This is a genomic window from Mycobacterium sp. E3298, from assembly GCF_001666895.1.
In the GTDB taxonomy this organism is placed as follows: domain Bacteria; phylum Actinomycetota; class Actinomycetes; order Mycobacteriales; family Mycobacteriaceae; genus Mycobacterium.
The window spans coordinates 1-20,243 of the sequence record NZ_LZJB01000202.1; the positions used below are offsets into that span (position 1 = coordinate 1).

Here is a 20,243-nt window from a genome sequence, read left to right on the forward strand (position 1 = left end):
ACCTGGCTGCCCGATGCGCTCAGCCCGTCGATAGCGACGAACAGGGCTTCCTGCGCCGCCACCGGCAGGAACGGCAGCAGCCCTTCGGCCAGCCACGCGGTCGGCTGACCCGCGTCAAAACCCTTGTCTCGCAATGCTCGTGGCCAGTCGTGGCGCAAGTCGACGGGGACGGGCCGCCGGTCGGCGAGCGGCGTCGCACCGTGCTTGGCGAGCGTCTCGGTCTTGTATTCCAGCACCTTGGGCAGATCGATCTCGTAGACGACGGTGCCGGCCGGCCAATCCAACCGGTAGGCGCGCGAATCGAGACCGGCGGCGAGGAGCACCACCTGCCGAATGCCGGCCTGTGCGGCGGCGGCGAAATACGCATCGAAGAAGCGGGTCCGCACCGCCTGCGAGTCGATCATGTTCTGAGACCGGACCGAGAAGTCTTCGTCTTCCGGGTCGTCCGGGTCCCCGGCCCACCACGCGGCCACCTGCTCGCGAACTCCCGCCAGCTCGGGCGTGGAGACCAGCGGCTCGGCGAACTGGTCACGGATGAGCGGCTCGTCGCTGGCGGTCTCTGCGGCACGGGCCAGGGCGACCATCACCGCGGTCGCGCCGACGCTGGTGGCGATGTCCCAGGAGTCGTCCAGCGAGCGCGGCATTAAAGCCGCTCGGCGACGACGAAGTCGGAGAAGGCGTCCTTGTCGTTGTCCACCTCCGCGCTTTGCACCCTGCGGTTCAGGCGGTGCATCTCGTCGATCGAATTCTGCGCGGTGGCGCGCCAGCCGTGCTCGTTGAGCCACTCGGTGAGGTCCGCACGGTGCTCGTCGCGGTACATCAGCTCGCCGACGTCGACGGTCTCCTCCAGGCCCAACTCGTCGGCGACCTTCCTGAACCGTTCCCGCATCTGCTGGCGACGCTCCTCGGCGTGCATGGGTGCCGTCTCGGCCGAGACGCGGCTGCCGGCCGGGCTCAGCTCGCCGATTTGGGTGAACAGCTTGTCCTGGGCCTCGGCGGGCAGATACATCAGCAGTCCCTCGGCGAGCCAGGCCGTCGGCCGGGTCGGGTCGAAGCCGGCGGCGCGCAGCGCGGCGGGCCAGTCCTCCCGCAGGTCGATGGCAACCTCGCGGCGATCGGCGGACGGGGTGGCGCCGCTTTCGGCCAGCGTGGCCGATTTGTACGCCAGCACCTGCGGCTGGTCGATCTCGTAGACGACGGTGCCGGCCGGCCAATCCAGCCGGTAGGCCCGGGAGTCCAGCCCCGACGCGAGGATCACCACCTGCCGGATTCCGGCGGCCACGGCGTCGGCGAAGTAAGAGTCGAAGAAGTGGGTCCGCACCGCCTGGTAACCGCGCATGTGCCGGATGCGGGCGGCGGATTCTTCGTCGATGGCCTCGATCTTGGCAACGACCTCCGGGTCCAGCATCGCCTCCCACAAGACCGCGGCACCGGCGTTGTTGACCAGCAGCCGGGCATAGGGGTCGCGGATCAGCGGATCGGGCTGCTCGGTTTCGATGGCGCGCGCGGCGGCCACCATGACCGCCGTGCTGCCGACGCTGGTTTTGATGTCCCAGGTGTCGTCGTGGGTGCGCAGTGAACTCATCGGGTTGCTCCTCGGGTCCTTGGCGTAGGTCAGGCGGTCGGGTCGTCGAGACGGGCCCGCAGCAGGATGCTGCGCACCGCGTCGTCGACCAGGTCTTCGGGTACCGGGCGGCCCAGCCGGGCCATCTCCTCGCGGTTGTCCACGGCCCGCACCTGCCAGCCGTGGTCGGTCAGCCACTGGGCCGCGTCCGAACGGTCCGGCTCGTCATAGGTCAGCGCCTGGACGTTGACGTCCAGGCCCAGCCGTTCGCGCATCCGCAGCCAGCGCCGCGAATTGCTCCGCTTGTTCATGCCGAACGCCTCGATGGCGACCTGGCTTCCCGGGGCGCTCAGGGCGGTGAACATTTCGAAGAGGCGGTCTTGCGCGTCGCTCGGCAGGTACGGGAGCAAGCCCTCGGCCAGCCAGGCCGTCGGTTGGGTGCGGTCGAACCCCGCCGCGGCCAATGCCGCCGGCCAATCGTCACGCAGGTCGACGGGGACCGGGCGGCGGCTGGCGGTGGGGGTGGCGCCGTGGCGCTGCAGCACTCCGGTCTTGTACTCGAGCACCTGGGGCTGGTCGATCTCGTAAACCGCGGTGCCGTGCGGCCAGTCGAGGCGGTACGCCCGCGAGTCCAGTCCCGCGGCCAGGATGACCACTTGCCGGATTCCGGCCATCGCGGCGTCGGCGAAGTACTCGTCGAAGAAGTGCGTCCGCACGGCCTGGTAGTCGATGCCGATCCGGTGCGCGCGCCGGCCGGGCTCGTCGCCGTCGAGCCAGGCCAGCTCGGGGTCGGCGAGCCGTTCCCAGGCCGGGCCGGCCGACGACACGAGGATGCGCGCGAACTCGTCGCGGATGAGCGGATCATTCCCCGCGGTTTCCGCCGCGCGCGCCGCCGCGACGCCCAGCGCGGTGGCACCGACGAGTTCGGTGATGGCCCAGCTGTCGCCGGCGGATCTCAGGGAAGGCGGTAACGACTCGTCCAGATCAGTCATGACCTGACGATCTTACCGGGATAAGTTAGTTAGCCTATACGCTTTGTGCGCAACTTCACTGCCGGCGCGGGTCTAGGCGTTGGACCGCCGGAACGCTCCCTCGAGCAGCCGCCGAATCATTCCGGTGATGGACAGCAGGGCTTCGGGACCTTGAACGAAGCCCGCGTACAAACCCACCCCGCACATCAGCACGAGCAGTGCCTCGATCAACGCCGGCACGTCGACGTCGGCGGGGACCTCGCCGCGCTCCAATCCGTCGTTGACGACGCGAACGAGGAATTCGCGGCAGATCCGCACGGAGTCGTTTTCGGCTGTTTTCCATTCCGGGTGCCGCTGCGACTCGAGCACCCCGGAGATAATCAACGCCGACCCGGCGGGATTCTCGGAATTGGCGCGGGCCGCCGCGGATATGAATGCGGTCAGTTGCCCCACCAGTGTGGTCTCCCGCTCGGCCTGTCTGATCCCGCTTCCGATGATGGCTTCGTTGGTTTGCTCCAACAACTCCCGATACAGGACGCGCTTGCTGGAGAAGTAGTGGTTGATCGCCGGCCGGGTCAGGTCGGCGCGGGCCGCGATGGCCTGGAACGTCGCCCCGTCGTATCCCCGCTCGCTGAACACAAGGCGGGCCGCCTGCATGATCCGCTGTCGCGTCTCATCGGCCTTTGCGGCTGGGGGGCGTCCAGGCCTGCGGCTCACCCCTGAAGACATCGTTAAAGTGTGCCATTGCCATGGTGTGGCATTAGCGCGTTTGGCGGAATGCTGCCGAACTTTCCAGCCTCGTAGTCCTGCACCGCCTCGACCAATTCCGCCCTCGAGTTCATCACGAATGGCCCGTAGTGGAATACCGGTTCGCGAATGGGTTGGCCGCCCAGCAGCAGCACATCCATGGCGCTAGTGCGCGACGATTCCTGCGCCTGGTCGGCGCCCACGGTGATCCGATCCCCGGGGCCGAGCACGGCCAGTTGGCCCTGCCGAATCGGATGAGCGACCGGACCGACGCATCCGCTGCCGGACAGCACGTAGACGAGCGCGTTGAAGTCGCGCCGCCACGGCAGGTTCAGCCGAGCGCCGTTTTCGATTGTCGTGTGCGCGAGCGTGATCGGCGTGTGGGTGATCCCGGGCCCCCGATGACCGTCGACCTCGCCCGCGATGATGCGCACCAGCGCCCCGCCGTCGTCGGAGGCGATCAGCTTCGCGTCGCCCCCTTCGATGGCCTGATAGCGCGGGGGCGCGAACTTGTCCCGCTTCGGCAGGTTCACCCACAGCTGGATGCCGTGGAACAGGCCGCCGCTGTCGACCAGTTCCGCGGGCGGCGTCTCGATGTGCAGGATCCCCGAACCGGCGGTCATCCACTGCGTGGCACCGTCGGTGATCAGGCCGCCGCCCCCGTGGGAGTCCTGGTGGGCGAACTTGCCGTCGATCATGTAGGTGACCGTCTCGAACCCGCGGTGTGGGTGCCAGTCGGTGCCCCTCGGCTCACCGGGTTGGTACTCGACCTCACCCATCTGGTCCATGTGCACGAAGGGGTCCAGCGCGGCGGCGCTGACCCCCGCGAAGGCCCGGACGACGGGGAAGCCCTCCCCCTCGTAGCCGCGCGGGCCGGTGGTGATCGATCGGACCGGCCGCTCGGTCTCGGCCGGGACGGCGGCGCCGATCCGTGGCAATGTCAGCGTGTTAGCGGTGATGGCGGGCATGTGACCTCCGTAAATGTGAACGTTTCGTATAACCGGACTGCAGTCCAGTTATTCCCCGGCTCCTGCCTGCTCGGGCGATGGTTGAGTAGGGCAATATTTGCTCTGGGAAAGGGTCGGCGGTCCCGCACAATCGTTTGGACGGTCGACGAGCAAAGCGGGGCCGTCGGGGGAAGGATGCGCTGATGGGGCAAAAACCGACGGCCGCCGCTCCCATCCGGACCACCCGGCCCGTCTCCCGCGCCGTGGGTCAATTCGCCGGCTGGCTGCGCGCGAACCGGCTCGGGCTCTTCTGCGTGGCAATCATGGTCGGCCTTGGCGCCGGGATTGGCGCGGTGGCGTTCCGCTACCTGATCTTCGGCTTTACCTGGCTGGCGACGGGGCACGACGAGTTCGGCCAGGACGGTTGGGTGGGCAGCGACCATCTGCCCTGGCTGGGGATCGGCTTCTTCGTGGTCATCCCCGTCGTCGGCGGATTGCTATACGGACCGCTGATCTCGCGGTTCGCCCGAGAGGCTCGCGGCCACGGAGTCCCGGAAGTCATGATCGCGGTGGCCGAGAACGGCGGCCGCATCCGCCCCCAGGTGACCGTGGTGAAAGCGCTGGCCTCCGCGCTGTGCATCGGCACCGGGGGCTCCGTTGGCCGGGAGGGGCCGATCGTGCAGATCGGCGCGGCGCTCGCGTCCGGCTTCGGTCAGTGGGTGCGAATGCCGGAGAACCGGCTGCGCGTGCTGGTGGCCTGTGGCGCCGCGGGCGGCATCTCCGCCACCTTCAACGCCCCCATCACCGGGGTGTTCTTCGCCGTGGAGCTGATCCTCCGGGAACTGTCCGTCGAAGCAATCTTCACGATCATGCTCTCGTCGATGGTTGCCGACGTGGTCGCCCGCGTGTTCTTCGGCTCCGCGCCGTTCCTCACCGAGCTGCCCGCCGGGATCGAATTGGACCACATCGCCAATTACCTGTTGGTGGCGCTCCTAGCGGCGATCGCCGGGCTCATCGGGATCCTCTTCAAGAACGTTCTCTACAAGACCGAGGATCTGTGCGACCGGGTCTGGGGCAGCCGCCCGGATTGGGCCCGGCCAGCGGTCGGCGGAATCGTGCTCGGCCTGCTATTGCTGGCTGTCCCACAGCTCTATGGGGTGGGCTATCCGGTGATGTATGCCGCCTTCGCCGGGCACTATGCGCTATGGCTGTTGCTGGTCCTGGCCGCCGGCAAGATGCTGGCCTGCAGTCTGACCATCGGGATAGGCGGATCCGGCGGGGTGTTCGCTCCTTCTCTCTTTGTGGGGGCCACCTCCGGCATGGCTTTTGGGTTGTTCGTTCAGCACACCATCGGCACCGCCGTCGGGCATCCGGCCCTGTACGCGATCGTGGGCATGGGGGCCGTGTTCGCGTCCGCAGCCAGAGCCCCGCTCACCGCACTGGCCAGCACGGTCGAGATGACCGGGGATTTCACCCTGACCCTCCCGGTCATGCTGGCCGTGGCCGTCGGGACCACAGTGTCCCGCGGGGTCTCCTACGGCACCATCTACACCACCAAGCTGCTGCGCCGTGGCATTGACATCGATCGGCCCAAACCCACCCACGCCTTCGCCGACCTCACCGCAGCCGACGCGATGCACAGGTTCGCCGTCCCCCTGGATTTGACCCGTCCGACCGGCACCGTCGGTGGCGACCTCACCGCCTTGCTCGGCCCCCTCACCCGGATACGCGAACCGCAGGCGCTGTTCGCCAACGACAGCCTTGCCCAGGCGTTGCGCCAGCTCGTCCTATTCGGGCGTGACGGGCTGCCGGTCATCGACACCGAGGCCCGATCTGTCCAGGGCTGGCTGACAAATCAGAACGTGTTACGCGCGGTCGCCGCGTCCTTCACCGACATGGCGGCGGACGCGCAACCGGCAATGCCTGACCACGACCCGCACAGCGAGCTCGACGGCTACTGCATCATCGAACACACCCTGGCCGAAGATTCGATGGCCGTCGGCCGGCTCCTGGGCGACCTCGAATTCCCGAACGACCACCTGCCCGTGTCGGTGCTGCACAACCGACGGCTCATCGACGCCGACGCCAGGTTACGGCTTTCGGTGGGCGACCGGATCAACATCCTGGCGCCCAAAAACGGTGCCGCGCAGGAGAATGCGTTACCCGACTAGGAGCTGCGAGCGGTGCTCGCCGCGTCCTTCTCGGTGGTCGACCCCTCGTGCGTCAACGTCCCGCCCGCGCTCTCCAGGTGCGCCCGCACGAACCACTGGAACTTCTCCAGGTTCCCGGCCTGATCGATCAGCAGGTCCTGCGTGACCGGGTCGAGCTCCTCGGTCTCCTCGATGCACTTACGGATGTCCTCGATGACGCCGGTGTAGACCAGGTCGAGCGCCGCGAGGTGGGCCTGGACGGTGTCGCGGCCGACCGAATAGTCGTCCCAGGTGCGGTCTTTGATGATGGCCCCCGGCGTGCCCTGCGGTGACCCGCCCAGGGCGGCGATGCGCTCGGCGACGTCGTCGGCGAAACCGCGGACCGCATCCACCTGCGGGTCGATCATCTCGTGCACACCAATGAAGTTGGGCCCCACCACATTCCAGTGCACGTGCTTGAGGGTGAGGTGAAGGTCGTTGTAGGTGCTCAGTTGTTTCTGCAGCAGTTCGGTCAGCCGGGCTCCCTGCTTGTCGGTGAGTCCCGGGATGGTGAACTGTGTCATCGATTTCCTCCGTTTCGCACACGGTCACGTCTTCGGGGTTGGTTACCCGATGGCCGTTGCTGAAAACCCGGGGCCGGCGAGGCGATGACCACGTTTAGAGGTTGCTGATGTGCTGCACCGGCAGCCGGGCGCCCCGCCGCGGCTCATATGCCAGACCGCTGGCCTCGAGCAACCGGACCACCCGGTGGCGGTGCGGTCGCATGGGTTCGAGCAGTTCGACCATGCCGGCGTCGTCGACCGGGCGGCCGATCAACGTCCAGCCGATCATTTTCGGGATGTGATAGTCGCCCACCGACAGCGCGTCGGCGTCACCGAACGCCCGTTGCGCCGTCTCGGCGGCGGTCCATTCGCCCACGCCCGGCAACGACATCAGCGCCGCACGGGCCTGCGCCGCCGGACGGGATGCCAGTCGTTCCAGGCTGCTGGCCCGCTGCGCGCACGTCACCACCGTCCGCGCACGTCCGGGATCGACATTGGCGCGGTGGAACTCCCACGACGGGATGTAGCGCCACGACTCGGCCGATGGCGGCACCCGCATCCTGGCCGGCGCCGGTCCCGGGGCGGGCGACCCGTACTTGGACACCAGCAGCCGCCACGATCGAAACGCGTCGGCGCCCGGCACCCGCTGCTCGATGATCGCGGGAATCAGCGCCTCGAGCACCAACCCGGTGCGACCCAGGCGAAGGTGGGGCACCCGGCGCTGCGCGGCGGCGACGGTCGGGTGGTGGGGCACGAAATCCGAGGCGTCGTCCTCGAGGCCGAGCAGCGCGGGCAGTCCTTCCACGAACTCCGGCGCCCCGCTTCCCCACGCGACGCAGTGCGCGGCGTTGGCGGCGGCCCGGCTGATCCGGGCGGTGACGGGTCCGGTCGGCAGCAGGCTGGTTCGCCAGATCGCGCCGTCGCCGGACGCCTGGAAACAGGGGTCCCCGGCCCCCCGCCGAAGCGGCGCCAACGTATGCCCGAAGCTGACCGCCCCCGGGAAAGTGACCGTGCGCGCGCTCTCCACCAACCAAATCTCCGATTGACCGTTAACGATGTGCCAAGTCAATATTGCGATGTGATGACGCCGTTCGATGACCCGCAGGGCGAACTGGCTTGGATGTTTCTACAGAGTGCGAGCGACGGCGGCGATCTCGACGAGGGCTTCACGCTGCTCAGCGACGACTTCACCTACTGGACTCTGCTCACGCGCTCCGAGTGTGACAAGGAAACGTTCCGGCGGGCGATCGAGCGCCGCAAACAGCAACTCGAGTTGACCATCGACCTGGTGCGCTGTGTCAACGAGGGAGAGACCGTGGTCGTCGAGGCGCAGGCCACCGGCACCACCACCGCCGGCGTCGAGTACGACAGCCCGTTCGTCTGCATCTTCGACACCCGCGACGGACTGATCGTCTCGATGCGCCTGTACAGCGACACCCGGGCGCACGAGGCCGCGCTTCCCGGGTGGACGTACTAGGAAGCCGACACGCTGATTTCGGCCTTGTTCGGGTAGAAGGCCACGTGGCCGGCGATCGCCGCGACCGCGGGATAGGGCTGCTCGTACGTCCAGATGACGTCCTCGACGATGTCGCCGTGCGAACCCGTCACGCTGTAATAGCTGGCCTCGCCCTTGAACGGGCAGTACGTGCTGGTGTCCGTGCGGGTCAGCCGGTCCTGCACCACGTCACTCATCGGAATGTACTGCACCGCAGGCAAACTGGCTTCCCGTAATTCCAGGGCGGCCGTCGTGTCGGCTACCAGCTCGCCGTTGACGCGAACCTGTACCCGCCCCTTCGTCGGCTCGATGGTGATCGGGTGGCCAGCGCTTGGCTCTTTGATTTCGGGGTGGCTCATGGTTTCCTCCTAGACGCCGATGGACATTGCAACGCCATCCGGGTCTCGGGGCTTCCCGATCAGGGCGGCCCGAACGCGTAGCGGTGGTATTGCGCCATGTTGGCGACGGCCTCAACCAGCGACATGACCTTTCCCAGCGCCCGTGTGGAGCGCGGGAGTTGCGCGAATGTGTACGACTCGAACCACCGCTCCCAGGCCAGGAGCCGTACACCCGGCACCGCGTCGACGATGTCGTCAGGCCCGTTGATCGCCCACGACAGCGTGGATCCCGAACGGCGCACGACGGTGTTGAGCCACTGCGACTTGATCCCGAGCGAGTTGAAGGCGTCGAACTGCAGCTCACCCGAGCCGAAGTGATCGACCACGCGGCGCAGCAGTGCGGTGCCGTCCTGCTCGGTGAGGTACATGGTCAGCCCCTCGCCGATCATCAGCGCGGGACGGTCCGCGGGAATGTCCCGGAGCCAGGCCGGGTCGGTGACGGAGGCGGCGATGACCCGATAGTGGTCGCGCGCGGGGTAGAGCTGCGCGCGCAGCGCGGCGACTTCGGGGTAGTCGACGTCATACCACTCGACGCCCGGGCCCGGCTGCACCCGCAGACACCGGCTGTCCAGTCCGCAGCCCAAGTGCAGCACGACGGCTCGTGGGTGCGCCGCAAGAAATTGGCGGACCCAGGCATCGAAGTGCGCGGACCGGGTGGTGACCGACGGTGCCCTGCGCACCGTGATGGTGGTCTTTTTCCAGTCGTAGTCGATGCGTCGGACGATCTCCTTGGCATACTCGTCGCCCAGGATCGGTGTCTTGAAGTCGGCGTCCAGCGCCTTGGCGTACAACGTCGCCAGCATCGTCTGGGGCGCCCCGCTGAGGTCAACGCTCACCCTTTCGGCAGTCACGCCGCCCGAGGCTAGCCGCGCCGCGACCGCGCCAGCCGTGTTGAACGCGCGGCGGCGCGGCGTTCAGCCCGGAGTCGCGCTCTTGCCGCTGGCGACCTTCAGCTCCGACCAGAACCGCGCCGCCTCACGGATCGATTCCTCGACCGGCCGCGGCTGCCAGCCCAATTCCCGCTTCGCCTTGCTGCTGTCCACGTCGGCTTCGGCGCGCATCATCCGCACCGAGGCCAGGCTGAGCTCGGCGTCCTTCCCGGTGAGTCGGGCCTTGAGCGTGCCGGCCGCCGCCAGGGCGTAGAGCATCGGAACGGAAATCGAGCGTTGCGGCGGCGGAACGCCGGCCTCGTCGGCCGCGATGCGGACGACGTCGTTCAACGCGATCATCCGCTCGGAGACGAGGTATCGCTCGCCGATGCGTCCGCGCTCGGCCGCCAGGATCATGGCCCGCGCCGCGTCGTCGACGCCGACGACTTCCAGCGCAATGCCGTTCATCAGGAACGGCAGCTTGCCGAAGACCGCGCCGGCGATGAAGGCGCCGTGCGGAGTGCCGCCCCAGTCCCCGCTGCCGTAGGTCGTCGACACGCACATCGCGATGGCGGGCAGGCCGGCCTCGGCCACGTACCGCAGCACCAGATTCTCGGCTTCCAAACGCGATTGGACGTAGGGAGTCAGGCGGCGGGACCGGATCACGTCGTCCTCGGTCGCCACGTGGCCATGCCGCCGGCCCACCGTCGTATAGGTGCTCGTGAAGATGAACCTGCGCAGGTCCGGTTGGTTGACGGCGACGTAGAGAACGTTGCGCAGGCCTTCGACATTGGTGCGGAACAGCGGCGTCGGGTCGCGCAGCCATGCGCGGGTGTCGACGACGCAGTAATAGACGTCGTCCACACCGTCCATCGCCTCCCGCAGCGTGGCGTCGTCGAACACGTCCCCGTGGAAGCGGGTCAGCTCGAGGTCGTCGATCGAGCGGGTGTTGGCGTTCGGGCGCACCATCGCCCGCACCGGGAACCCGTCGGCCACGAGCTGGCGGGTGACATGCGAACCCAGGAAGCCGTTGGCGCCGATGACGAGCTTGGGCTTGGTGCTCACTGGGCTCCTCCGTTCTCGTGCATCCACCGCGCCGCGTCCTCGTCGAGCGTGCCCAGCGCCTGGGCCTTACGGCACCACTTCATCCCGGCCCGCAGGAAGCGCAGCGGGTTATAGATGTCTTCCTGGCGGCGCCACAACCCGTCCCCCGCGTACGTGACGATCGAGATGTTGGTCGCGCTGATGACGCTCCCATCCCCCGGGTCGCGCATCGGGTTGTCCAGTTCGCAGATGATCCGCCCGGTGGGCTCGTCGATGACGGACCACAACGACGGGAACGCCACCATGTGGCTGCCGGGATACGTGGTCATCGTCCGCTTGATCCACTGGCGGACCTCGTCGCGTCCGTGCATCGTGCCGGCCGCGTGCTCGACGTACTCGACGTCGGGGGTGTACTGCTCGACCCAGGCGTCCCAGTCGTGGGTTTCGGCGGCCCGGGCCACCGTCTGCTCGAACTTCTCGAAGGCGGCGGCTAGTTCGCCGCGGGAAAACGTAGGAGTCGTCATGCTGCGGCACTTCCCGAAATCGTCGCGACGTTGCGGCTCATCGGCGGAGTGTAGCCTGGGCGGCATCGTGGCCGGTTAGGAGGACGAGCAATGGCAACCGAAAAAGCGGTACTCGCCGGCGGCTGTTTCTGGGGGATGCAGGAACTCATCCGCAAACAGCCGGGCGTGGTTTCGACGCGGGTCGGATACACCGGCGGCGACGTCCCCAATGCGACCTACCGCAACCACGGCACGCACGCCGAGGCCATCGAGATCGTCTACGACCCGGCGGTCACCGACTACCGCACCATGCTCGAGTTCTTCTTCCAGATCCACGATCCGACGACGAAGAACCGCCAGGGCAACGACCGTGGACTCAGTTATCGGTCCGCCATCTTCTACCTCGACGAGGAGCAGAAGCGCATCGCGCTGGACACCATCGCCGACGTCGACGCGTCGGGGTTGTGGCCCGGCAAGGTCGTGACCGAAGTCAGCCCGGCCGGCGATTTCTGGGAGGCCGAGCCCGAGCACCAGGACTACCTGCAGCACTACCCGAACGGGTACACCTGCCACTACATCCGCCCGGGCTGGAAACTGCCGCGCCGGGCCACGGCCGACCAGTAGGTGCCCGGCTCAGCGCCGGCGCACCACGATCCGGCCGCCGTCCTTGGGCGTGTAGGCGACGCCGCGGCCGTGCCACCGCTCTCCGGGTGCGGTCGTGGTCTCGATGGTGAAGTGCCGCAACACCGTTCGCAGCACGACGTCCATCTCCATGTTGGCGAACGCCGCCCCCACGCACCGGCGGGTGCCACCGCCGAACGGGATCCACGCGAAGGCCGACGGCTTGGTCCCGATGTAGCGTTGCGGATCGAAGCGCTCCGGATTCGGGAAGACTTCGGGGTTTTCGTGAATCTGCGCGATGCTCACCAGGATTGACTTGCCGCGGGGGATGACCCACTCCCCGAGCTGGTACCGCGGGGGGTAGACGCGCCGGGCGGCGAAATCGATCACCGTCCGGGCCCGCTGGACTTCGAGGATGGTCGCCTGACGTAACTCCTGGCCGTCGGTGTCGGCCTCGTCGACCAGGGCGGCCAGCACGTCCGGATGCCGGGTCAGCCGCTCGAACGCCCAGCCCAGCGTGGAGGCCGTCGTTTCATGACCGGCGGCCAGCAGCGTGAGCAGTTCGTCGCCAATGTCCTTGCGCGACATGACCGAACCGTCGTCGTAGGTGCTGCGTAACATCAGGGCGAGCACGTCGCTGCGCTCGTCGAAGTTGGGATCTGCCCGCTCGGCTTCGATCAGCCTGTCGATGACGGCGTCGTACCGGCGGCGCCACTCGTCCAGGCGCCCCCATGGGGTGAAGCGCCCGTAGCTGCGCCGCGGTTTGGGCATCGTCGCCATCCGCGAGCCCAGCGTGACCCACGGCGGGATGAGGCGGCGCAGCTCGTCGAGCTCGGCGCCTTCGGCCCCGAAAACCGCGCGTAGGATCGCGTTGAGCGTGATGCGCATCATCGACGGCAGAGTCGCGAACGCCTCACCCTCCGGCCAGCCCGCGGTCTCCCGCAGGGTCTCTTCTTCGATGATCGACTCGTACTTCTTCATGCTCTTGCCGTGGAACGGCGGCGCCAACAACCGGCGGCGACGGCGATGGTCCTCCCCGTCGAGCGCGAACACGGAGCCGGAGCCGAACAGCCGACTCAGGTTGGGCTGGATGTTGCCGAGCTCGTCGGGGCTGGTGGTGAAGATCTGCTTGGCCAGTTGCGGGTCGGCCACCACCACGACCTCGCCGTACATGGGCAGGTTCAGCGCGAAGACGTCGCCGTACCGACGGGCCAGGCGCTGAATCATCCCGCGCCGTGAGATCGCAAAACCCAGACCCTGCAACAGCTTTGGCAGGCGAGCCGCCGGGGGCAACCGGACGGCCGCGGGGGCGGTGACGACTTCACTCATGGCGGGCTGCTCCCCATCATCTCCCCCGGACGCCGGGGTGGTACCGCGGTGTACCAAAACCTTTCCCGATACGGTACTCTGTGGTACCAACCGATGACAAGAGGGTGCCGCACCGATGGAAGGGGCCGCCCGTGAGCCCAGCGGCGACAGCGACGGCTGACGAAGCGGTCCTTGGCGACCCGTTTCGGCTGAGGTTGCTCGACGGCCTCGCCGCCTCCATCGCCGAGCGCGGTTACCGCGCCAGCACGGTCGCCGACGTCGTTCGTCACGCCCGCACGTCCAAGCGCACCTTCTACGACCAGTTCGCAAGCAAAGACGAGTGCTTCCTCGAGCTCTTGGGCACCGACATCGAAAGGCTCGGTGAGTGCATCGCTGCGGCCGTCGATCCCGAGGCCGACTGGCATCAGCAGATACGCCAGGCGGTCGAGGCGTACGTCGGCTACATCGAGTCCCGGCCGGCGATCACGCTCAGCTGGATTCGGGAACTGCCCTCGCTCGGCGCCGCCGCCCGCCCGGTACAGCGCCGCGGGCTGCAACTGCTGTCAAGTTTGCTGATCGACCTCAGCGCCAGCCCCGGCTTCCAGCGAGCCGAGCTGCCTCCGCTGACCGCCCCGTTGGCGGTCATCCTGCTCGGCGGTCTGCGCGAACTGACCGCGCTCGCCGTCGAAGACGGAAAACCGGTGCGGGGCATCGTGGAGCCGGCCGTCGACGCCTCCATCGCCCTGCTCGGCCCGCGACAGTAGGGTCGAGCACAGAACCTCAACCGAACAAAGGACCTTGCGATGCGGCTGTCGACCCGGAACCAACTCAAAGGGACCATCACCGAGGTCGACCTCGGCAGCGTGATGGCGATCGTGAAGGTCAAGCTCGACGGCGGTGAGCAGATCGTCACGTCCTCCGTCACCAAGGACGCCGCGATCGATCTCGGGCTCGAGGCCGGGCAGCCGGCGACCGTATTCATCAAGTCCACGGAAGTCACCATCGGGGTCGACTAGCCCATGGCGCCGACGATGCGCGCCGAGCGCTTCTACGCAGACACCAGAACCGTTGCGCTCGAAGACGTTCCGATTCCCGAGCCGGGCCCCGGCGAAGTTCTGGTCAAGGTCGCCTTCTGCGGCATCTGCCACTCGGACCTGAGCCTGATCAACGGCACTTTCCCGGCGCAGCAGCCCGTGGTGACCCAGGGCCACGAGGCGTCGGGCACCGTCGCGAAACTGGGGCCGGAGGTGACCGGCTGGGACGAGGGCGACCGGGTGGTGGTCCCCGCCGGCCGGCCGTGCCGACGCTGCGCGAACTGCCGCCGCGGCGATGGGGTCAATTGCCTGCGAATCCAATTGATGGCATTCGCCTACGACGGGGCGTGGGCCGAATACACCGTGGCGCAAGCGACGGGGCTGACGCGGGTGCCCGACAACGTTCCGCTGGAGCAGGCGGCGATCCTGGCCGACGCGGTGTCCACGCCGTTCGGGGCCGTCGTCCGGACGGGTAAAGTCACGGTCGGTGAATCGGTCGGCGTGTGGGGCGTGGGCGGGGTCGGCACCCACATCGTCCAGCTCGCGCGGCTGGTCGGCGCCGCACCCATCATCGCCGTCGACATCAACCCCGCAGTGCTGGAGCGGGCGTTGACCCTCGGCGCGGACTACGCGTTCGACCCCCGCGACGACGGGCTGAGGGACAACGTCGCGGAAGTCACCGGCGGGCGGCTGCTCGATGTGGCCTTCGACGCCGTCGGGCGAAAGGTGACGTTCGAGCAGGGGCTCGACTGCCTCACACCCGGTGGCCGGCTGGTGGGTGTCGGGATGAGCGCCGAGGCGCCGACCGTCGGGCCCACCTCCCTGTTCGGGTTGACCCACAAGCAGGTGCTCGGGCACTTGGGATATCAGAACGTGGACATCGAGACGCTGGCGAAGTTGGTTTCGGCTGGGCGCCTTGACGTTTCGAGGTCAATCAGCGAGATCGTCGCGCTGGAGGACGTGACGGAGGGCATCGAGAAGCTCGAGCGCCAGGACGGCAACCCCATCCGGATCCTGGTGCAGCCCTGACGCCTATCCTTCGCCGCGCAGGAAGGTCCGAACCCGGTCGAGCACCAGCTCCGGGCGCTGGTCGATGATCCAGTGTCCGACCCCGTCGACCAGCTCCACTTTGAAATCGCTGATGTGGTCGGCATACCCGTCGGTGAGGTCGGGAGTGATCACCGGGTCTTGGGTGCCGGTGAGCCAGCGGACCGGCACCTCGACGCGCGCGTCGTCGAACTCGCCGCGCATCCAGCGCAGCATCTCCCCGGTCTGGAAGCTGCGATACCAGCGCGAGCCCGCCTCCGCGTGGCCGGGCTGGCGCATGCACTCGGCGTAGATGCGCAGGTCGTCCTCGGGCAGTGCGTAGCCGCCACCCACCCACGAGCCGAGCACGCGGCTCGCCCTCGAGTTGAGATTGCCGATCATCCGCGGCCCGACGACCGGAAGCGAAATCGGGATCTGATACCAGAGCCGCCAAAAGTTCCGCGCCGCACGCAGATCGCGCTTCACCCACGGCGCCACCGTGTTGACTCCGAAGAACCCGCTCACCTTCTCCGGGTGGCGCAGCATCATGATGAACGCGGCCGGTCCGCCCCAGTCATGCGCGACGAGCTTGACCGTCGCCACACCGAGGCGATCCAGGACGGCCGCCAGGTCGTCGGCCATCTCGGTCTTGGTGTAGCTCGTGCGGGGCGCCGAGCTCCAGCCGGCGCCGCGCAGGTCGGGGCACAGCACGCGATAGCCGTCGGCGGCCAGCGGGCCGATCAGGTTGTGCCATTCCCACCAGTTCTGCGGGAAACCGTGCACCAACATCACCGCCGGCCCTTCGGCGGGGCCCGCATCCGCGACGTGGATCGTCACGCCGCCTCCGAGCTCCACATACCTATGTTCGACACCGTCCAGCGCGGGCATATTGACCATGAATGGAGAACGTAGCCGCCTGCCGCGGGTTAGGCCAGAAACCGCTCGACATAAGGCGCGAACCGGTCGCGCAGGTCGGCCTCGTCCAACCCGAACATCGCGCAGGACGTCGCAACGTTCCCCAGCCGACCGCGCCGATGGCCCGCCAGGTACTCGTCGATCGCCGACTTGGCGTCGTCGCCGAACGGCTCGCCGGCCAGCGCGTACACCCGTTGGGCGACGCCGATTTCGTCGGCCATGAAGTCGTCGAACCGGACGTCGATCGACCGATCCGGGCCAATCGTGTCGCGATCGCGGACGAGCGCGGTCAGCATGTCGTCCAAGCGGTCGATCCACGACGCCGCGATCTCCTCCACCGGGACCGGCGAGCGGTGCATGCGCGCGGAGTAGGTGATCATCGCGATCATCGACAGCGCCACCGGCACCGGGTCGCGGTGGGTGAAAACGACGATGCTGCCGGGGAAGACGCGATCGAGCACCGGCACCTGCTCGAGATGCTGGGGCGACTTGAGCAGCCAGCGCCGCCCGCCGCGCAAGAACTGCATGGCCTTGAGTTGCCGGGCGAGGTATTCGTAGTGCGGCGTCTGGTCGTGGGTCTGGTAGTAGGCACGCCAGCGCGGCACGTGGGCCAGCGTCTCGAAGAGCATGGTCGAGAAGTCGTTGGCCAGCAGCTGGATCTCTTCGTGGACGTGCTCGGTGGTCATCTCGTGCATCAGCGGGAAATAGGGCATCACGGTGTTGATCACGCCGACCGCCACGTCCATCCGCGCGCGCCGCGGATCCGGCTCGATCCCGGCCTCGGCCGGCAGCGGGAACGGTTCGACGCTTTCCCAGTACGGCATGGTGCGGAACGTGGGCGGGGCCGCCAGCAGGTTGTGCAGATGGGTGGTGCCGGTGCGCGGCAGCCCCGCGATCACCACCGGCGGTCGCAGCTCGATGTCGTCGATCTCGGGATGCCGCCGCACCAGGTCGGTCAACAGCAGCCGGTTCTTGAGCAGCTGCAGCAGCTGCCCGAAGAAATTGACCGTGCCCGCGTCGTGGCGGCCGTCGATGTCACGCAGCGCGGCCAGATAGACGTCGAGCCGCTCCCGGTAGTCCGGCGGCCCGAAATCGTCCAGGCCGGTGTCGGCGGCGGCCCTGGCGTGCAGCGCGTCGGCGTCCAGTGGGCAGTCCGGCGCCAGCGAGGCCATCATGTCGAGGATTTGCCGGGCCTCGGGGCTGAAGCGGGGCTCGGCGAGGTCATCAAGGCGAACGGCGTCGGTCACGGCGACTTATGTTACTCTCGGTTTCGTAATGGTAGTGGATTTTGGCCGCCCCCGTGACCCACGCATTGACGGCGCAGTGCTGAGCGCGACCGTGGAGCTGCTCGCCGAGACCGGCTACAGCGGGCTGTTGGTCTCCGCGATCGCCGAACGCGCGGGCACCAGCAAGCCCGCTATCTACCGGCGCTGGCCGAGCAAAGCGCACCTGGTCCACGAGGCGGTGTTCCCCATCGGCGCCGCCACCGAGCTGCCCGATACCGGGTCCCTGCCCGACGACCTGCGCGAAATGGTCCGTCGTGCAATGCGTTTCCTGACCACCCCGGCCGCCAGAGCCGCCCTGCCCGGGCTGGTGGGTGAGATGGCCGCGGACCCGACCCTGCATTCGGCGCTGCTGGAGCGATTCGCCGGCGTCATCGGCGGCGGCCTCGCCGAGTTGTTGCGACGGGCGGCGCGCCGCGGCGAGGTCCGGCCCGAAGTGACCGCCACCGAACTCACGGATGCCATCGCCGGCATCACGCTGATGGGCTTGCTCACCCGCGTCACCGAACTCGACGACGGGTGGGTCGATCGCACAACCACGTTGCTCCTGAAGGGAATCCGCGCATGACGCACGAGACGACGACCGCGTGGCAGGAGCTGCTCGCCACCTTGGGCACCCTTGACCGCTCGTTCCTGGAGGGCGACCGCGCGGTGGTCGACGACCGGCACGTCGCCGACGGTTACCGCATGATCGCCAGCACGCTCGGTGTCGCCTTCGACACCTACCTTTTCACCGAACCCGGCCGGCCGCAGTTCGTCGCCGTGAACACCCCGTTTCGTCGCGACCGGCGCTGGGGCGGCGACAACACCGACGCCTACTACTACATCTGCCCGATCGGTCCGCGGCGCCGCTACCGCATCAGCGGCAACAAGGGTGACAGCGCCTACTTTTCGGTCACGGCCTACAACGAGCCGTCACCGGGCGCGTGGTCGGACCGGGTGGTGGCAATCGTCCGCGACAGCGATCTCGATGTCCTCAATATGGACGCCGCCGGCAACTTCGCGTTCGAACTCGGCCCAACGCCCGACGCGGCCGTCCTGATGACGCGCGACTACCAGGCCGACCCGCTGACCGGCCGCCCCGTCACCTGGCGGATCGAGGCGCTCGACGAGCCGGACCCGATCCGGCACGGGGATGCCGAGACGGCCGCGCGGCTGAGGGCGATCGCGACCTGGCTGCGCACCATGTTCGCCATCGTGCCGCTGGCCGTCGGGACGCGCGTGCAGGACCAACACGCCCTCGGACATGAGACCGCGCACGCGGCAAATGCATTCGCCGATCCTTACCAGGTCCCCGACGCCAACTTCGGTTGGTCGGCGCGCGACGCCTGCTACTCCTACGGCAGCTTTGTGCTCGATGAGGACGAAGCGCTCGTCATCACGCACCGCCCGCCGTCGTGCAGGTTCTGGAACCTGGTCGTATGGAACCAGTTCATGGCCACGTTCGGCGCGGCCGACGCCCGTTGCTCGATAAACGGCCACGCCGCCGCGCTCAACAGCGACGGCACGGTGACCATCGTCCTGTCCCGCGGGATGACCGCCCACCCGAATTCGCTGACCACGCTGGACTATCCGCGCGGCAACCTCGCCTTCCGGTGGTTCCTGGCCGACGGGGTGCCGGAGCGTCCGGAGGTGCGACTCGTCAAGGCGACCGACGCGCCCTCGGCGCTCGGCTACCTCGCGGCGCGGACCGAGCGGGTCCTACTGGGCTCCGGTGTCCTGCAGGTGGGCGTCCGCTCGCCGGTCATGGTCGCGCAGACCGCCATCACGCTGTCCAACCTGTCGGGCGGACGATTCCTCCTCGGGCTCGGCGCATCCGGCCCGCAAGTGATCGAGGGCCTGCACGGCGTCTCCTTCAGCCGGCCCCTGGCGCGCATCTCCGAAACGGTCGACATCGTGCGGCAGGTCTTCGCCGGCGGCAAAGTGTCCTACTCCGGCAAGCAATTCCACATTCCGCTGCCCGGCGGCGAAGGGGTGCCGATGCGGTTGTCGACCCGGCCCGAGCACCCGATCCCGATCTACCTTGCCGCGCTCTCACCGGCGATGCTGCGGTTGACGGGTCGGACCGCCGACGGGTGGCTGGGCACCAGCTTCGTCCCGGAGGGTGCCGGCGAGGCCTACTTCTCACACCTCGACGAGGGCTTGGCCGCCGCCGGCCGCACCCGCGCCGACGTCGACATCTGCCAGGGCGCCGAAGTCGCCTTCGCTGCCGACGAGCAGGAGTTGCGCGGCATGGTCGCGGGCCGCAAAAAGGAGCTCGCCTTCAGCCTGGGCGGCATGGGCTCGTCCAGCACGAACTACTACAACCAGGCCTACAGCCGCCAAGGCTGGTCCGAGATCGCCGCCGAGGTACGCGAACGCTGGCAGCGCGGCGACCGCGACGGCGCGGCCGCACTGGTCACCGACGAGATGGTGTTGGCCACCACGCTGATCGGCACCGAGGAGATGGTTCGCGCCCGGCTCAGCGTGTGGCGGGACGCCGGCGTGAACACCGTGCGGCTGTATCCGGCCGGCGACACGCTGGATGCGAAGCTTGGCACGCTCGGCCGGGCCATCGAGCTGGTCGGCGAGATCGGCTAAACCCCGACCGTGGGGGATATGGACAAATTAACGACGGTTTTCGTACCCGGGCCACACGCTCGGCGGCCGGGGCGTCAGCGAACGGCCGTGGGCGCGTCGGTCGCCTTGACGAGTCGCACCTCCGGACGCTCCGGCACCCCGTCGGCCAGGAACCACCGGAAGGCGAGGTTGCCGCGCGGATAGTCCAGCGTGGTCAGCGAATTCGGGTGGGCGGTCATCCCGCGGGACAGGACGATGGTCACCGTG

General features: G+C 68.1%; 22 protein-coding genes. 8 read left to right on the forward strand and 14 right to left on the reverse strand.

What is annotated here, in order from left to right:
- From A9X05_RS09320 to A9X05_RS09340, 5 genes are all read right to left on the reverse strand, one after another.
- Nucleotides 1–644: SAM-dependent methyltransferase (locus A9X05_RS09320; protein WP_067780830.1), on the reverse strand; the 644-nt coding region annotated here is incomplete at its 3' end.
- Complete coding sequence (locus A9X05_RS09325; protein WP_067755268.1) at nucleotides 644–1,585, reverse strand: class I SAM-dependent methyltransferase; 942 nt, start codon at nucleotides 1,583–1,585, stop codon at nucleotides 644–646. The genes A9X05_RS09325 and A9X05_RS09320, both read right to left, overlap by 1 nt.
- 29 nt (nucleotides 1,586–1,614) lie before the next feature.
- A complete protein-coding gene (locus tag A9X05_RS09330; RefSeq protein ID WP_067755271.1) occupies nucleotides 1,615–2,556 on the reverse strand; it encodes a class I SAM-dependent methyltransferase in 942 nt (313 codons plus the stop codon).
- Nucleotides 2,557–2,628: 72 nt separating this feature from the next.
- On the reverse strand, nucleotides 2,629–3,264 hold the full coding sequence (locus A9X05_RS09335) for a TetR/AcrR family transcriptional regulator (RefSeq protein WP_067755274.1): 636 nt from the start codon (nucleotides 3,262–3,264) through the stop codon (nucleotides 2,629–2,631).
- A 2-nt stretch (nucleotides 3,265–3,266) separates the two neighbouring features.
- Nucleotides 3,267–4,250: a pirin family protein gene (locus A9X05_RS09340; protein WP_067755277.1), complete on the reverse strand. Its 984-nt coding sequence runs from the start codon at nucleotides 4,248–4,250 to the stop codon at nucleotides 3,267–3,269.
- A gap of 182 nt (nucleotides 4,251–4,432) precedes the next feature.
- On the opposite strand from A9X05_RS09340, the gene A9X05_RS09345 reads away from it, so the two are divergent.
- Nucleotides 4,433–6,400, forward strand: coding sequence for a chloride channel protein (locus A9X05_RS09345; protein ID WP_067780833.1), 1,968 nt, complete (start codon nucleotides 4,433–4,435; stop codon nucleotides 6,398–6,400).
- On the opposite strand, the gene dps is transcribed toward A9X05_RS09345, so the two are convergent.
- The gene (gene dps, locus A9X05_RS09350) at nucleotides 6,397–6,942 is read right to left on the reverse strand and encodes a DNA starvation/stationary phase protection protein Dps (protein WP_067780836.1); all 546 of its coding nucleotides are present in this window, start codon (nucleotides 6,940–6,942) and stop codon (nucleotides 6,397–6,399) included. The genes A9X05_RS09345 and dps overlap by 4 nt on opposite strands.
- A gap of 94 nt (nucleotides 6,943–7,036) precedes the next feature.
- Nucleotides 7,037–7,951 (reverse strand): DNA-3-methyladenine glycosylase, encoded by a 915-nt coding sequence (locus A9X05_RS09355; RefSeq protein ID WP_197498984.1) that lies wholly within the window; start codon nucleotides 7,949–7,951, stop codon nucleotides 7,037–7,039.
- A 48-nt stretch (nucleotides 7,952–7,999) separates the two neighbouring features.
- On the opposite strand from A9X05_RS09355, the gene A9X05_RS09360 reads away from it, so the two are divergent.
- Complete coding sequence (locus A9X05_RS09360) at nucleotides 8,000–8,398, forward strand: nuclear transport factor 2 family protein (RefSeq protein ID WP_067755290.1); 399 nt, start codon at nucleotides 8,000–8,002, stop codon at nucleotides 8,396–8,398.
- On the opposite strand, the gene A9X05_RS09365 is transcribed toward A9X05_RS09360, so the two are convergent.
- The 4 genes from A9X05_RS09365 to A9X05_RS09380 all read right to left on the reverse strand — a co-directional run bounded on the left by A9X05_RS09365 (nucleotide 8,395) and on the right by A9X05_RS09380 (nucleotide 11,251).
- Nucleotides 8,395–8,775: a DUF427 domain-containing protein gene (locus A9X05_RS09365; protein ID WP_067755293.1), complete on the reverse strand. Its 381-nt coding sequence runs from the start codon at nucleotides 8,773–8,775 to the stop codon at nucleotides 8,395–8,397. The two genes, A9X05_RS09360 and A9X05_RS09365, sit on opposite strands and share 4 nt — an antisense overlap.
- A gap of 59 nt (nucleotides 8,776–8,834) precedes the next feature.
- A complete protein-coding gene (locus tag A9X05_RS09370; protein ID WP_067780839.1) occupies nucleotides 8,835–9,650 on the reverse strand; it encodes a class I SAM-dependent methyltransferase in 816 nt (271 codons plus the stop codon).
- A gap of 78 nt (nucleotides 9,651–9,728) precedes the next feature.
- Nucleotides 9,729–10,748 carry an NAD-dependent epimerase/dehydratase family protein gene (locus tag A9X05_RS09375; protein WP_067780841.1) on the reverse strand — a complete coding sequence of 340 codons (1,020 nt, stop codon included), beginning with the start codon at nucleotides 10,746–10,748 and terminating at the stop codon, nucleotides 9,729–9,731.
- Nucleotides 10,745–11,251 (reverse strand): nuclear transport factor 2 family protein, encoded by a 507-nt coding sequence (locus tag A9X05_RS09380; RefSeq protein ID WP_067755302.1) that lies wholly within the window; start codon nucleotides 11,249–11,251, stop codon nucleotides 10,745–10,747. The genes A9X05_RS09375 and A9X05_RS09380 overlap by 4 nt, the downstream gene beginning before the upstream one ends.
- 90 nt (nucleotides 11,252–11,341) lie before the next feature.
- On the opposite strand from A9X05_RS09380, the gene msrA reads away from it, so the two are divergent.
- Nucleotides 11,342–11,854 carry a peptide-methionine (S)-S-oxide reductase MsrA gene (msrA, locus tag A9X05_RS09385; protein ID WP_067755305.1) on the forward strand — a complete coding sequence of 171 codons (513 nt, stop codon included), beginning with the start codon at nucleotides 11,342–11,344 and terminating at the stop codon, nucleotides 11,852–11,854.
- A gap of 9 nt (nucleotides 11,855–11,863) precedes the next feature.
- On the opposite strand, the gene A9X05_RS09390 is transcribed toward msrA, so the two are convergent.
- Entirely contained in the window at nucleotides 11,864–13,180 is a 1,317-nt protein-coding gene (locus A9X05_RS09390; RefSeq protein WP_067780844.1) for a cytochrome P450, read from the reverse strand.
- A gap of 131 nt (nucleotides 13,181–13,311) precedes the next feature.
- On the opposite strand from A9X05_RS09390, the gene A9X05_RS09395 reads away from it, so the two are divergent.
- From A9X05_RS09395 to A9X05_RS09405, 3 genes are read left to right on the forward strand one after another with little or no spacing between them, the layout of a single operon-like run.
- Nucleotides 13,312–13,923 carry a TetR/AcrR family transcriptional regulator gene (locus A9X05_RS09395; RefSeq protein WP_067755311.1) on the forward strand — a complete coding sequence of 204 codons (612 nt, stop codon included), beginning with the start codon at nucleotides 13,312–13,314 and terminating at the stop codon, nucleotides 13,921–13,923.
- 39 nt (nucleotides 13,924–13,962) lie between these two features.
- Nucleotides 13,963–14,175 (forward strand): molybdopterin-binding protein, encoded by a 213-nt coding sequence (locus A9X05_RS09400; protein ID WP_067755312.1) that lies wholly within the window; start codon nucleotides 13,963–13,965, stop codon nucleotides 14,173–14,175.
- 3 nt (nucleotides 14,176–14,178) lie between these two features.
- Nucleotides 14,179–15,222 (forward strand): zinc-binding dehydrogenase, encoded by a 1,044-nt coding sequence (locus A9X05_RS09405; protein WP_067755314.1) that lies wholly within the window; start codon nucleotides 14,179–14,181, stop codon nucleotides 15,220–15,222.
- Nucleotides 15,223–15,225: 3 nt separating this feature from the next.
- Here A9X05_RS09405 and A9X05_RS09410 read toward each other — a convergent pair whose 3' ends face one another.
- Complete coding sequence (locus A9X05_RS09410) at nucleotides 15,226–16,116, reverse strand: alpha/beta fold hydrolase (protein ID WP_067780847.1); 891 nt, start codon at nucleotides 16,114–16,116, stop codon at nucleotides 15,226–15,228.
- Between the two features lie 29 nt (nucleotides 16,117–16,145).
- Nucleotides 16,146–17,381: a sulfotransferase gene (locus A9X05_RS09415; RefSeq protein ID WP_067780850.1), complete on the reverse strand. Its 1,236-nt coding sequence runs from the start codon at nucleotides 17,379–17,381 to the stop codon at nucleotides 16,146–16,148.
- 28 nt (nucleotides 17,382–17,409) lie between these two features.
- Here A9X05_RS09415 and A9X05_RS09420 point away from each other — a divergent pair, with 28 nt between their 5' ends.
- Both A9X05_RS09420 and A9X05_RS32515 read left to right on the forward strand, forming a co-directional pair.
- The gene (locus A9X05_RS09420) at nucleotides 17,410–17,985 is read left to right on the forward strand and encodes a TetR/AcrR family transcriptional regulator (RefSeq protein ID WP_067755328.1); all 576 of its coding nucleotides are present in this window, start codon (nucleotides 17,410–17,412) and stop codon (nucleotides 17,983–17,985) included.
- Nucleotides 17,982–19,997, forward strand: a complete 2,016-nt coding sequence (locus A9X05_RS32515; RefSeq protein WP_082970924.1) for an LLM class flavin-dependent oxidoreductase — start codon at nucleotides 17,982–17,984, stop codon at nucleotides 19,995–19,997. The genes A9X05_RS09420 and A9X05_RS32515 overlap by 4 nt, the downstream gene beginning before the upstream one ends.
- Nucleotides 19,998–20,243 lie beyond the last annotated feature (246 nt).